Genomic DNA, 12,979 nt, shown 5'->3' on the forward strand with positions numbered 1-12,979 from the left:
AAGAGAGATGAGAAGAAAAGGGTTTGATTTTGGCGAGTATGTTGAGCAAATGTCGTTGTTGTTGGATTTGCAGCTAAGAGATGAGTATCGGGATGGGGTAGTGGCAAATTTTGAGAGAATTAGTGCGATCGCAAATATTGTAAATTCTTTCCCTTTGGCGGAGGATATTGAAGTTGCACCAGTTTTTGAACCATAAGAGCTATTTTAATGTTTAAGCAATTTTGCTGAGTTTGCAATATAACCAACAATACTAAGATATAGCCGACTATACCTTGGAAAAATCAGATGAATAATTTCAATGCTGTTATTTCATTGAAGTCTGCGGGTATCGGTAGATTGTTGGTGCGGTTACTTTGGGTGCTGCTAGGATTTGGTGTTGCTTCTACGCTATTATCTTTGTTGCAATTAATAGCAAAGCCACTTTATCAGCTACTTGCTTCTCTAGATGCACTGATATCAATAGTTACATTACTTTTCAGTTTAATTTCAATCATTGTTTTTATGATTTGGCTATATCGTCTCCATGCCGATTTAAGGGATATTTTCAAGGAATATCCGATTACGCCAGGAGGTGCGATCGCGCGATTTCTAATTCCTATATATAGCCTTTGGGGAATAGCAAACACGTTATCTACTTTTGCTGATCGATTTAAAGGTGAAGGGGAGGATTTAACACGTTTAAGTGAACAAGTGCGATCGTTAATCGGGCCGCTATATGGTTGTATGATTGGGTCAAATCTTTTGAATCGGCTCGCTTTTACAGAAGCTGTTAAAAATCCCGAAGATAAATTTCTGCCCTTTTGGTTTTTATTCTCTTGTATTTTAGATTTAGGTCTTACGGCTATTTTGCTACAACTAGCAAAAACTATGCGGACTGCTATTACTCAAAAAGCTAAAAGTGCTATCTCCTAATATTCCAGCATGAATTTTGTTTCTGCCGATGCCATAACAATATCAGATGCGGTGCGTGCAGCCAAAGTCAGCGCAGTAGAAGTTACTCAGGCGGCGTTAGCACGAATCGCTGCGCGAGATCATCAACTCAACTGTTTTACGGCTGTGACTGCTGAAACAGCTTTAATAGAGGCAGTTCGCATTGACGAAGAAATTGCCCAAGGTAATAATCCTGGTTTGCTTGCTGGTGTGCCTTTTGCGGTGAAAAATCTCTTTGATATTGCTGGTTTTACAACTCTGGCGGGGTCTAAAATCAATGCAGAAAACCCAGCAGCAAGCCTTGATGCAACCGCAGTAGCGAAGCTGAAACAAGCGGGTGCTGTGCTGGTTGGCGCTTTGAATATGGATGAGTACGCCTACGGGTTTGTTACGGAGAACTCTCATTATGGTGCTACTCACAACCCCCATGATTTACAGCGAGTTGCTGGTGGTTCGTCGGGTGGTTCGGCGGCGGCTGTTGCTGCTGGGTTAGTACCTTTGACGCTGGGTTCTGATACTAATGGTTCAATTCGGGTTCCGGCGGCGTTGTGTGGCGTTTTTGGTTTGAAGCCGACTTATGGAAGGTTATCTCGTGCTGGGGTAGCTTTATTTTCTAGCAGTTTTGACCATATTGGCCCTTTTGCGCGTTCGGTGCAAGATATCGCTACGGTGTTTGATGTGCTTCAGGGAGAAGACGATCGCGATCCAATTTGCACAAAGCGTCCGCCTGAATTGGTTTTACCACAACTTAAACAAGATATTTCTGATATCAGAATTGCGATCGCTGCTGATTATTTTACCAAAGGTGCAGAACCGGAAGCTTTAGCAGCAGTGCAAAAGGTAGCTGATGCTTTAAATGTCACAGAATACGTAACAATACCAGAAGCAGAACGCGCCCGTGCAGCAGCTTTTGTGATTACAGCTAGCGAGGGTGCAAATCTGCATTTGGATAAATTGCGATTACGTCCTCAAGATTTTGATCCAGCGACACGCGATCGCTTTTTGGCTGGGGCGTTAATTCCTAGTAGCTGGTATCTGCAAGCACAACGCTTTAGAAGCTGGTATCGCGATCGCGTTCGAGAAGTATTTCAAAATGTGGATATAATTATTGCCCCAACTACACCAATTTCTGCACCGCTAATCGGTCAAGAAAGCATGATTTTGGATGGGGAGGGAATTCTTGTCCGTCCTCATTTAGGACTATTTACTCAGCCATTATCTTTTATTGGTTTACCAGTTTTATCAGTACCAATTCAGCGCCCAAATGCCTTACCTTTAGGCGTGCAATTGATAGCAGCACCATATAATGAAGCTTTAATTTTACGGATTGCGGCTGCGTTAGAGCTAAAGAGCGTAGTTTCAGCAATAGTATAGTTATAGCAGAATTTGCAATATTTGTTAATAGATATAATCAAGCGATCGCTCACAAAGTCAGGAGATAAAGATGTACTTAACCAACTGCAAATCCTGTATATTGCCTCACCAAAGGTTCATGAAATGCCAAAACAATATCTTCTTTGGGAACTCCCAAATTAACTAACTCATTAGCAATGCCAATCTCAGTACCATCATGCTGTATCCAAATTTTGTTGTCCTTAATGTCGAGATGCAACACGCACCCATACATCGGCGTGCGATTTTTCCAACCTGTATAAACAACCTGATAATGATCTCGTTCCGTGTCAAAGATTAGTTCTGTTTCCACTTCATCATCCGATGGACTTCCTTTGGCGTATTCAGTTAATAATTCTTGGATATATGTGCGATATTGTTCTATCTTTTCCATTCTAAAATCACCTCATTTGTAGAGTCATAAACTAGCAAGCTGAGTTGAAAACGCTTAATAACAGTTTCCACAAATGGCAGGTTAAAAAATGTTTTATAAGCACCTTGTGGAACTGCTAAATATAAAACACGTTCAGGCTGCTGTTCTTCCAAAGCTATACGATAGTTAAGAAATTGACCCAATGCCGTATGAAATTCAGAAATATTCGACGGACTAATAAAGCTCCTAATCTCAACCGCGATCTTTTCTTCTCCTTTCTCAGCAGCTATGATTTTTTTAGCTCCTAAGTCGATTTGCATATCAACCCTACCTGCTCGAATTCTTAATGGGTCATCTGTAATTACCCAACCCTCTTTTTCTAAGCCATTTCTAACCGCATCATGAAAAATATCTTTAGCCGACATCAACTTAAAATTTAGTCTTTTTTATCGATCATTATAGCAATATTATCTCTACCATGACTTTGGTTTGACAGCACAAACCTATTGTGCGATCGCACGAGTATCTGTTTACCAAAATCAAAACTCAGTTATTGATTGTAAATATTTGCGTAAATAATACTATATTTCCTCAAAAGCAGCCGGATAAACAACCTTACCTTTATACTTTTTTTTATAGCTTTGCAGTGTTTTAACCATGAAAACATCCTCTGGTACTAGAAAAGGAGACTCGATTTCATAAATAACAGAAGGCTGAAAGCCAAAACGATTATAGAAATGAGGATGACCAAGTACAATAACTACGGCTTCTTTCTGTGCATCTGCTTTTTCTAATCCTGCTTGTACCAGTGCGCTACCAATACCTTGTTGTTGAAACTGTGGATGAACCGCTAAAGGTGCTAGACCGATTACCTGTAGTGTTTCCTCACTCATTAGGTTAATGTAGCTGAATAAAATATGACCGACTACAACATTTTCAACCTCTGCAACCAGAGAAAGTTCTGGAATGTAGCGGTCGGAACGGCGAATTTTCTCTACAAGTTTAGCCTCATTTTTCTGCCCAAAAGCTAATGTATTCACTTCAGCTATTACTGTATAATCTGCCAGAGTTTCACAACGAATATTGATCATTTTAAAACCAATTCCATAAAAACCCAGTTTGCTCGATATTCTAAAGGAATCTCTGTTTTTTCTAAATACGGCTCGATATCCCGAAAGCCAAATACACGATAAAGTGCTTGGGCTTGCTTTGCAAAGGGGGCGCTGTCTAAACGAATCTTTGAGTAACCAATATTAGAAGCTTCATTGATGATAGTTTCTAATAATGTTCTACCTATTCCTTTTCTGCGAAATTCTGGTCGAACATACATTCTTTTAATTTCACCAATATTTTCACCAATCTTTCGCAAGCAAGCGCAGCCGACTATTTGTGTTTCGTATTGTGCCAAAAATAAGCGTCCTGAAGGGGGTATAAATTCATGAAGTTGAGTCATATATTGCTCAAAGAATGTATTAGCATCTAAATTGATGCCGAACTGATGGCTGAATATTAACTTAGTCTCATTAAAATATTCCCAAAACAGTTTCTGTGTCTGAGATTTATGTTCGTCAGCCTCTACTTGTATAATTTTAAGCAAAGTTTATACCTCCGCTAAGTAATTGCACAAAAATCGGTATAAAGAGAATTTACTTATAAGTTAATCTGTGCCAATTAAAACTCAATATCAACATCCTACCCAAGGGTGAAGGACATTATACATCATAAATTTCTGTTGTAATTAGTGCCGAGTAGAGCTAGCGTAAAGTGGACAATTTGACAATCTTTAATACTCAAACTACTTGGCGTATAGTCATAATCTGTCCGCACGCAACAAGAACGCAAGACACTTAATATATGGTTCGAGAGCTAGAAAGAAAACGCCAGAGTGCAAAGTTTCCCGAAACAGCACCGGCTGCAAATCCCGTATTTTTTAGAACCTATAGCCGCCGCACAAAGGCGGGATTAAGGGAAACATGGGATGAGGTATGCGATCGCACTCTCCTCGGCTTAGTCGAGTTAGGAAAGCTCACTCAAGAAGAAGCTGCCACACTCGATAAGATGCAACGCAACTTGAAAGCTATGCCCAGTGGACGCTGGCTATGGGTTGGTGGCACAGACTGGATAACCAAACCAAAGAACTTTTCCGGGGCTTATAATTGCACCTCTACCAATCTCGAAGATTGGAGTGCCTTCGGATTAATGATGGATCTGGCAATGATGGGCTGTGGGACTGGAGCCGTCCTAGAACCACAATTTATTAACCAGTTACCTCCTATCCGTAATCAACTGAATGTCACTGTCCAAGGTGAAATTGGCAGCACTCCTGTGCAACAGCGACGTGAATATACTGAAACTCATATAGAAGGCAATAACGTCATTATTCACGTAGGAGATAGCCGTGAAGGTTGGGTTGAATCATATCAAGCCCTATTAGAACTCTCCACTAATAAACAGTTTTCAGCAGCAGTTGAAGTATTAGTTGATATCAGCGATGTCCGAAAAGCTGGAGAAACTCTCAACGGCTTTGGAGGAGTTGCTAATGCTGTGAAATTGCCCGGACTCTATCAGCGTTGTGCTTCTATCCTGAGTAAAGCTGTAGGACGGCAATTAAATTCAGTTGAATGCTGTCTGTTAATCGATCAAGCTGCCGTAACGATTGTTGCAGGCAATATCCGAAGAAGTGCGGGGATGCGTCAGTTTGATTCTGGCGATGGTCTAGCAGCCACCGCCAAAGATAACTTATGGCAGCAAGATGAAAATGGCAACTGGCGAATTGATCCAGAGCGTGATGCACTCAGGATGGCAAATCATACCAGAGTTTTTCACCGCAAACCAACCTTAGAAGAATGTCTTGATGCTGTCCGCAAACAGTATTATAGCGGCGAGGGAGCGATTCAATGGGCTGGTGAAGCCGTAGCGCGATCGAACATTGATTTGCTGCCAACACAAGCTCTAAAAGTTGAATTTTTACAAGCTTACGAACAAGGAACAGCAAAACAGTGGTTAGAAGAACGTTATTCAAATATTGATGCTAATGAGTTAGAACATCGTTTAGCTCGCTATGGGCTAAATCCGTGTGGTAAGTGATTTTGCCTCACGTTAAAAACCTCGCAAAAACGGGGAAAGCTGAGATGCTAATCCCGTGGTAATCAAAGGAATTAAAAAGCCTTTGACACCGTACAGCGTAGAGAGTGAAACTAGATTTCCCTAAAAATTGGTGTCTAGAATATAATCTCTCCAAGAGTGCGGGGGTGGATGTGAAAAACACTTGTGTTGAGCGGCTTGCCCTGAGCGTAGCCGAAGGGAGCCGAAACACTTTTATTATCTGAAGTCACATCTACAAAAGGTACGCGGAGCTACTGCAAATAATCAAGCAGTAGAACTAGGGGATAAAAAGCCTCTAGGGTAACAAAGAAAGGAAATCATCGGCAGTAATTTTCACTGCAATTTGTCTGAGGTTCACCTGAATCAAATCGACCCACGTAACTACAAAGAACAAGAAGAGGCTTTCACTGCTGGAGCATTATCTGTAGCAGCACTTTTAAATCACAGATTCTTAGAACCACGTTATCAATACAGCCGTGAATTAGACCCGATTGTGGGAGTTTCTTTTACAGGTTTATTTGATTTCTTTGTCCATGCTTTTGGTGTTGATTGGCTGCGCTGGTGGGAAGCCGGAAGACCTGCAACTCCACAAGGATTAGCTTTCAAGCGTGAGGAAGAAAAATATCTAAGTTCATGGAAAGATATTGTACATCGGGTAGTTTGGGATTATTGCGATCGCCACAATCTCAAACGTCCAAATCGCTGTACCACCGTCCAACCCAGTGGTACTAAGGCTTTGTTAACTAATGCTAGCTCAGGCTGGCATCCCCCCAAAGCCCAAAGATTTATTCGCCGCATCACCTTCGGCAAAAATGATCCAGTAGCCTTAGCTTGTATTGACTACGGTTACAATGTCATTCCCTCGCAATCAGATAAAGATGAACAGGGTAATTTGCTCAACGATCCTTTTGATTCACGGGTGAGTGAATGGTTAGTAGAAATTCCGGTTTCTGTATCTTGGGCAGATTTACCAGGTGCTGATGAAATTGATGTTTCTAAGTTTTCAGTCTTAGCCCAATTTGATTTTGTCCTCCAGGTTCAACGCTGGTATGTGACTCACAACACATCAGCTACTTTGGAACTGCGTTCTGATGAAATCGAACCTTTAGGGCAGAAAATCTATGAAACTATTCAGAGCGATCGCGGGTATATTTCGGCAGCCCTTTTAGCTCGTTTTGATGACCTGCAATCATTCCCACGTTTACCATTTGAACCAATAGATAAACCAACCTACGAGCGCTTGAATCAAGAGGTGAAATTACGACGAAAAACAGATGATTTCTGTGCAGTTTTAAGCCGCTACGATTTAGGTGAAATGTCAGAGGCTGGACCTAGCGGTTGTGACTCTGATAAGTGTATGTTTCCCGATCAGCAACCAAGCTAATAAGGTGAAATAAGATCAACTTAGGGTAGGAAATATTTATCTATTACAATAAAAAGCAGTGGTTTAATATGAAATTAAACCACTGCTTTTTATATGAACTTAAATTATCTCTTCTAACTCAATACGCTTCAAAGCGTTACTTGTACAAAATCGTGGGTTTTGAGACGCGATAAATTGCCGTCTCTACAAGTGTTTTGGTCTTATCTGAACTGTATTACCTTTTAACTTCTTTCTTTCTTTCTTTCTTTCTTTCTTCGTGTCCTTTGCGTCCTTTGCGGTTCGTTTTCCTTCCTTCTTACACTTAGGTTTAGCGCATCTTCATACAGAATTAGTAACAGTAATTATTTTGCTATAGAAAAGCAACACAAAATTTTGACAAAAGGAGTTCGTCAATGAAAGCTTACGAAATTCAAAGCAACGCCGGGATTGATGCGATCGCATTAGTCGATCGCCCTGAACCAAAACCAACTGCGGGACAAGTTCTGATTCAAGTCAAAGCAACATCCCTAAATTACCGCGATTTGCTCGTCGCTGAGGGTGCTTACGGCGCTGGACAGAAGTATCCATTAATTCCCCTATCTGATGGTGCAGGGGAAGTTGTAGCGGTGGGAGAAGGCGTGACACGGGTGAAAATAGGCGATCGCGTTGCTGGTATTTTCTTTCAAGATTGGATTTATGCCTCTTTAACCAAAGAGAAAATGAAATCCGATCTCGGAGGCGGTATTGATGGAATGCTGGCGGAATATGTTGTATTACACCAAGATGGGTTGGTGATATTACCAGACTATCTATCCTATATTGAAGGGGCAACTTTACCCTGTGCAGCAGTCACAGCTTGGCATGGACTGGTGACTAAAGGCAATATTGGTGCAGGTGATAGTGTTTTATTACTCGGTACTGGAGGAGTTTCAATTTTTGCTCTCCATTTTGCCAAAATACATGGTGCTAGAGTGATTATTACTTCTAGCAGTGATGAAAAATTAGCACGAGCAAAACAGCCTGGTGCTGACGAGACAATCAATTACAAAACAACACCAGATTGGGAAAAGCAAGTTTACCAATTAACGAATCGCACTGGTGTAGATCATGTAGTTGAAGTAGGTGGTGCAGGTACTCTGCCAAAATCATTACAAGCAGTCCGCATTGGGGGACGGATTAGTTTGATTGGCGTATTGTCTGGTAGAGGAAGTGAAATTGACCCCATGCCAATACTTTTTAAAAGTTTAACAGTTCAAGGCATTTATGTCGGCAGTCGGGAAATGTTTGAGGCGATGAATCAGGCGATGCAACAGCATCAAATCAAACCAATTATCGATCGAGTTTTTGGTTTTGCTGAGGCACGAGAAGCTTATCATTATCTCAAAAGTGCGGCTCACTTTGGTAAAGTCGTAATTGGTAATTCATAATTTTAAAGAGTTTAATTAATACTATTCGGTTAAGGCAAGAGACGCGATAAATCGCCGTCTCTACAAAGAATTCATTATTGTAGAAACGGCGATTTATCGCGTCTTTGTGATAATTTATCGCGTCTTTACCAATCAAAAAACATTAACCGAACCGTATTGAGAGTTTAATTCTATGTTTCAAGTGGGAATTTAAACCCCACTTGAAACATAATTGTTAATTAGGTTTAAACAGCAGCGAGAGTAGGCGCAGCAAATTTAGCATATCGCTCTATGTAGAATTCCTTAGAATGAGCGATCGCTTTCACAGATTCACGCTCTTTCAAAGCATGTTTCCACTGACGTACACGGGTAAACTCTTCTGGTATCCCAAAACCACGATATTGCTTCAATGCAGCCCAGCGCTCAAACCAAGGGAAATAGGTGAAATCCACCAAACTAATAGATTCGCCAAACCAGTAAGGGCCTTCCCCAGAAAGCTTTGCCAAACCTTCGTTTTCAATGAATTCCAGGTGTTTGGATAGTTCCTGTTTAGCTTCTTCTTGTTTTTGGGGATCTGAACTCCGCAGTAGGGTAGAAAAAGCCGGGACGATTCTGGTGTTAGCAAAATCGATCCAAATGCGAGCCTGCGCTCTAGCAGCAGGATTGCTGGGTAACAGTGGTGGATTGGGAAATACCTCATCGAGATACTCGTTAATGACTGCTGATTCCCAAACTCGGTTATCGCCATGAGCGATCGCAGGTACTTTACCATAAGGTGAAACTTTGGTAAAACCTTCAGGCTTATTCTGCAAATCAATTTCAATCAAATCGAAGTCAATGCCCTTCTCTTGGAGTACCAATCGAGTACGGTGAGCATAAGGACAAACAACTGCACTGTATACTTTAATTTCAGCCATGTTTAAGTACCTTGGTAAATAGGACTTGTTAATCGGCATTGGGAATTGAATTTTCATCCAAAATCCCAAATCTTAAATTGTTAGTGCCAAATGTAGCGTGAAAAATTATCGACACTAACCAAACTTTTAATATGAGAAGTTCGTAGTAAGGACTTTAGTCCTTAATTTTCTAAGCACTGAAGTGCTTACTACGAACCAAGCTTTTATTACCTTGACAGACTTCTAAAGCCAAGGTATCTCTTCAGGTGCATAACGGAAGGCGCGGAAAACTGTATTTTGCTCCCCACGAGTTACCGGCGATTTCTCACCTGGAATATTCCGAGTTGCAAAGTAGGGGTTGATGTATTCCCAAACAATTTCTCCTGCAACTGTCACCTCGAATATCCGGCCGTAAGCACCTTCTGTAATCAAGGTATTGCCATTCGCTAAACGTTGCGCTCCTGATATGTATGCACTAAAGAAATTTTGGGGTGGGTTGTCAGCGTATTCCCAAACTATCTCTTTCGTTTGGCGGTTTACCTCAATTACACGGGAGAAATTGAGAGAAATGTTACGGCGATGTGCGCCATTGTCGAAAATCAGGATATTACCGTTAGCTAGCTCGTTCGGGAAGTGCTGCTGTGCTAGCACGTCATCGCCCAACGTCCAAATAATTTCTCCAGTTTTGCGATCGATAATGACAACTGTAGATATATTACGAAAGCTGACTATAATGTTGCCATCAGCAAGTTCATCCACAGTATTCCCATGAGTCCATTCATGCCGATGATCCTGGGGTGTAATGGTAAATTTATCTGGATCGAGGTGTTCGTGAGCGTGCCAAGTCCAAACAATTTCCCCTGCTGGAGTCACTTCATAAAGTACATCAGCATAGATATTTCCATCTGGTTCTGTACCTGCTACGCCGCCTTTAATGCGAGGAACTAACGACTGGGGTATCTTTTCAATGGCTAGTAAAATTGTGTTGCCATTAGCTAATCTGCGTCCATCGTGATGATGATCTGGATGCTTATATTCCCAAATAATATTTCCTTTGGGATCTGCCTCTAAAACAACACCACTTTTAAACGCAGCCCACAAAGCAAAACGTAGTGGTTCTTCTGGTGGAGTTTTACCGTTATAAAAAAGGTTGCCATTGGGTAATAGATAACCATATAACCCTGGTGCATAAGGCAAATTCCACTGGTGTACAACTTCTCCTTCTAAATTTAGAAGGTAGACTTCACCTTCACCTGTCAGAGGCGTGAAAAGTGTGTATCCTTTAAATGCTTTTTCGGGATTGTAAGCCCTTAAACCAGTACCCCGACGACGAATAGTATTCTGGTCAACCAATGTTGCTGTAAAAGTCATATTTTTCCTAATAAATATTCAATTTTGAATCTAAAAACTAAGACAGATTCTAGAGAGCCAGAGGCTGTAGGAAGGCGTTACTAGGCTGGAGCCTAGTAACGAGGCGAACTGTCTTTAATTTTGAATTTTGAATTATTTATGGTGCTGGGTTTGGAGACTGAGCATGAACTATATCCAACTCTTCCAAAATGTCTTTGCTGAGAACCACATCCACACTTTCCAAATTCTCTTTGAGTTGTTCTAGTGTCGTAGCACCAATAATTGTGCTAGGGACAAACCAACGACTCCGCACGAATGCCAAAGCCAAATGCGCTGGACTTAGTTGATAGCGCTTGGCAATTTCCACATAAGCTGCTACTGCTTCGGTGACTTTTGGTTTTAAGTAGCGCTGACCAAAATTTTCAAACAAACTAACTCTTGCTTTCTCTGGTTTGCCATTTAGGTATTTGCCGGTCAAGAAGCCAAATGCTAAAGGACTATAAGCCAATAACCCAATTTCTTCGTGATAAACTGCTTCTGCTAAGGCTCCATCAAATACTCGATTCAGCAAGTTATAGGCATTTTGAATTGAAACAACTTTGGGTAATCCTAATTGTTTAGCAGCGTTACTAAATTGTGCCACTCCCCAAGGGGTTTCATTACTCAAACCGATATAGCGAATTTTCCCCGCCTTAATTACATCGGCAAAAACTGCTAGTTGTTCCGCGATGGGAACTGTTTCTCCCACTTGAGTTGGATCGAATACAGTTTGGCCAAACCTTGGTACGTAGCGATCGGGCCAGTGGATTTGGTAGAGATCAATATAGTCCGTCTGTAATCTTTTCAAACTATCATCGACAGCTTGTTTGATATTATCACGGTCAATTGCTTTGGCTCCATCACGTAACCATTTAAAGCCACGTCCAGGGCCAGCTATTTTAGTAGCTATAATAAGTTGTTCTCTTTGTTGACGCTTTAACCATTCCCCAATGTAAGTTTCGGTTAATCCATAAGTTTCGGCACTTGTTGGAACTGGGTACATTTCCGCCGCATCAATAAAGTTGACTCCTTGGGCAATAGAATAATCTAACTGGGCATGGGCTTCTTCAATAGTATTTTGCTGTCCATAAGTCATAGTGCCCAAACAAATTTCAGAAACTTTTAAGCCACTCTTGCCAAGCTGGTTATACTTCATGTTTTCGCTTTTTTTGAATTTAACAGTGATATTTTTATTGGAGACTTTATATCTTGTCAAGTAGATTATTATTTTTAATTAAGTTAGCTTCAAACTACACTTAGTTTGGCACTAAACCTATATAAATTTTTCAGCAAAATATTATTTTGCTGATGCTACTAAAAATTGATAGATAAATCGTAGTTAATGGATACAGTTGCTTATTATTACATAAAGCAACCCGATAAGTAAGCTAGTTTGTGGAGTCATAAAAATATAAAATTGTAGTGCAAAGTACTTGCTTTTATTGGGTTTTTGTGGAATAGATTGTTTTAGCCTTAGCACATACTACGATAAATCAGTTAATTTACCGTAGTATACCAGAAATCTTAAGATTATTCTGTAATTAAGCCTTAATAAATGTTCATATTAATATATTTCTGAAAAAGTATATATTTTCGTGAACAATCAAAATATACCAAGTTGATCGGAAAAGGTCACAATATCCGATCGCAAGGACAAAGGCTTAGGGTTGTAAGGACTTGTGTAACCAAGAATTTTTTGCTGCGATCGCTGACAAAGATGCTCATGTCTATATGATTAGTGAACATAATTTGGTTTAATTCTGCGATCGCAAGTGCAATTCCTGTGAAATCTAGCAATTCCAACTTTTTGGGATTTTTACCTTTAAACCGACCTACTGATTTTTTTATACTTTCTATTAACTTTGCTAAAGCCAGTATTTAACAACAGAAATATAGTTTTTTACTGTAGTATATGCTTACTTAATACTTTGCTATTAATTTGTATTATGTTTTTCAGTCTTTAGATAGATGCCTCAGACACCTATACCAAGTTTTTTGGTCTATAATCTGGATTTTTTGTCACTATGAATAACTAATTTAATTATGTTAACTATGTTATATTATATATGGATATAAAAATCTCAATTTTCTATTATAACTTTTTTAGGAAATACATCTTTTGACA

The 12,979-nt window shown here is 40.3% G+C and carries 12 protein-coding genes and 2 pseudogenes; 6 read left to right on the forward strand and 8 right to left on the reverse strand.

Annotation, left to right across the window (positions count from 1 at the left end; all coding sequences use genetic code 11):
* Positions 1-7 precede the first annotated feature (7 nt).
* The 3 genes from GNF10_RS17625 (at position 8) to GNF10_RS17635 (ending at position 2,304) form a co-directional block, all read left to right on the forward strand.
* Positions 8-196: a DUF4089 domain-containing protein gene (locus GNF10_RS17625; RefSeq protein WP_185580096.1), complete on the forward strand. Its 189-nt coding sequence runs from the start codon at positions 8-10 to the stop codon at positions 194-196.
* Between the two features lie 89 nt (positions 197-285).
* Positions 286-912 (forward strand): DUF4328 domain-containing protein, encoded by a 627-nt coding sequence (locus GNF10_RS17630; RefSeq protein ID WP_185580093.1) that lies wholly within the window; start codon positions 286-288, stop codon positions 910-912.
* A 9-nt stretch (positions 913-921) separates the two neighbouring features.
* Complete coding sequence (locus GNF10_RS17635; protein WP_185580090.1) at positions 922-2,304, forward strand: AtzE family amidohydrolase; 1,383 nt, start codon at positions 922-924, stop codon at positions 2,302-2,304.
* 76 nt (positions 2,305-2,380) lie between these two features.
* Here GNF10_RS17635 and GNF10_RS17640 read toward each other — a convergent pair whose 3' ends face one another.
* The 4 genes from GNF10_RS17640 to GNF10_RS17655 all read right to left on the reverse strand — a co-directional run bounded on the left by GNF10_RS17640 (position 2,381) and on the right by GNF10_RS17655 (position 4,292).
* Positions 2,381-2,716 carry a XisI protein gene (locus tag GNF10_RS17640; protein WP_185580087.1) on the reverse strand — a complete coding sequence of 112 codons (336 nt, stop codon included), beginning with the start codon at positions 2,714-2,716 and terminating at the stop codon, positions 2,381-2,383.
* Complete coding sequence (locus GNF10_RS17645; RefSeq protein ID WP_185580084.1) at positions 2,704-3,120, reverse strand: XisH family protein; 417 nt, start codon at positions 3,118-3,120, stop codon at positions 2,704-2,706. Before GNF10_RS17645 ends, GNF10_RS17640 begins: the two co-directional genes overlap by 13 nt.
* Positions 3,121-3,276: 156 nt before the next feature.
* Complete coding sequence (locus tag GNF10_RS17650) at positions 3,277-3,786, reverse strand: GNAT family N-acetyltransferase (RefSeq protein ID WP_185580082.1); 510 nt, start codon at positions 3,784-3,786, stop codon at positions 3,277-3,279.
* A complete protein-coding gene (locus GNF10_RS17655) occupies positions 3,783-4,292 on the reverse strand; it encodes a GNAT family N-acetyltransferase (protein ID WP_185580079.1) in 510 nt (169 codons plus the stop codon). Before GNF10_RS17655 ends, GNF10_RS17650 begins: the two co-directional genes overlap by 4 nt.
* A 257-nt stretch (positions 4,293-4,549) precedes the next feature.
* Between GNF10_RS17655 and nrdJ (GNF10_RS17660) the strand changes: the two are divergent.
* The 3 genes and pseudogenes from nrdJ (GNF10_RS17660) to GNF10_RS17670 all read left to right on the forward strand — a co-directional run.
* A pseudogene (nrdJ, locus tag GNF10_RS17660) lies at positions 4,550-5,779 on the forward strand (ribonucleoside-triphosphate reductase, adenosylcobalamin-dependent); the annotation flags it as partial.
* Positions 5,780-6,113: 334 nt separating this feature from the next.
* Positions 6,114-7,184 (forward strand): annotated as a pseudogene (gene nrdJ, locus GNF10_RS17665) (ribonucleoside-triphosphate reductase, adenosylcobalamin-dependent); the annotation flags it as partial.
* 392 nt (positions 7,185-7,576) lie between these two features.
* A complete protein-coding gene (locus GNF10_RS17670; protein WP_185580751.1) occupies positions 7,577-8,590 on the forward strand; it encodes an NAD(P)-dependent alcohol dehydrogenase in 1,014 nt (337 codons plus the stop codon).
* 224 nt (positions 8,591-8,814) lie between these two features.
* Here GNF10_RS17670 and GNF10_RS17675 read toward each other — a convergent pair whose 3' ends face one another.
* The 4 genes from GNF10_RS17675 to GNF10_RS17690 all read right to left on the reverse strand — a co-directional run bounded on the left by GNF10_RS17675 (position 8,815) and on the right by GNF10_RS17690 (position 12,657).
* Positions 8,815-9,486: a glutathione S-transferase family protein gene (locus GNF10_RS17675; protein ID WP_185580752.1), complete on the reverse strand. Its 672-nt coding sequence runs from the start codon at positions 9,484-9,486 to the stop codon at positions 8,815-8,817.
* A gap of 222 nt (positions 9,487-9,708) precedes the next feature.
* Positions 9,709-10,836, reverse strand: a complete 1,128-nt coding sequence (locus tag GNF10_RS17680; protein ID WP_185580753.1) for an aryl-sulfate sulfotransferase — start codon at positions 10,834-10,836, stop codon at positions 9,709-9,711.
* A gap of 136 nt (positions 10,837-10,972) precedes the next feature.
* Positions 10,973-12,010: an NADP(H)-dependent aldo-keto reductase gene (locus GNF10_RS17685; protein ID WP_185580754.1), complete on the reverse strand. Its 1,038-nt coding sequence runs from the start codon at positions 12,008-12,010 to the stop codon at positions 10,973-10,975.
* A 476-nt stretch (positions 12,011-12,486) separates the two neighbouring features.
* Positions 12,487-12,657 (reverse strand): hypothetical protein, encoded by a 171-nt coding sequence (locus GNF10_RS17690; RefSeq protein WP_185607190.1) that lies wholly within the window; start codon positions 12,655-12,657, stop codon positions 12,487-12,489.
* Positions 12,658-12,979: the final 322 nt, after the last annotated feature.

It is taken from the genome of Nostoc sp. UCD121 (assembly GCF_014222285.1).
GTDB lineage: Bacteria > Cyanobacteriota > Cyanobacteriia > Cyanobacteriales > Nostocaceae > Nostoc.

Excerpts from the sequence above, each read along its gene's own strand:
- GNF10_RS17680 (WP_185580753.1), bottom strand. The coding sequence starts at position 10,836 with ATGACTTTTACAGCAACATTGGTTGACCAGAATACTATTCGTCGTCGG.
- GNF10_RS17625 (WP_185580096.1), top strand. The coding sequence starts at position 8 with ATGAGAAGAAAAGGGTTTGATTTTGGCGAGTATGTTGAGCAAATGTCG.
- GNF10_RS17670 (WP_185580751.1), top strand. The coding sequence starts at position 7,577 with ATGAAAGCTTACGAAATTCAAAGCAACGCCGGGATTGATGCGATCGCA.
- GNF10_RS17650 (WP_185580082.1), bottom strand. The coding sequence starts at position 3,786 with ATGATCAATATTCGTTGTGAAACTCTGGCAGATTATACAGTAATAGCT.
- GNF10_RS17645 (WP_185580084.1), bottom strand. The coding sequence starts at position 3,120 with ATGTCGGCTAAAGATATTTTTCATGATGCGGTTAGAAATGGCTTAGAA.
- GNF10_RS17685 (WP_185580754.1), bottom strand. The coding sequence starts at position 12,010 with ATGAAGTATAACCAGCTTGGCAAGAGTGGCTTAAAAGTTTCTGAAATT.
- GNF10_RS17675 (WP_185580752.1), bottom strand. The coding sequence starts at position 9,486 with ATGGCTGAAATTAAAGTATACAGTGCAGTTGTTTGTCCTTATGCTCAC.
- GNF10_RS17640 (WP_185580087.1), bottom strand. The coding sequence starts at position 2,716 with ATGGAAAAGATAGAACAATATCGCACATATATCCAAGAATTATTAACT.
- GNF10_RS17630 (WP_185580093.1), top strand. The coding sequence starts at position 286 with ATGAATAATTTCAATGCTGTTATTTCATTGAAGTCTGCGGGTATCGGT.
- GNF10_RS17635 (WP_185580090.1), top strand. The coding sequence starts at position 922 with ATGAATTTTGTTTCTGCCGATGCCATAACAATATCAGATGCGGTGCGT.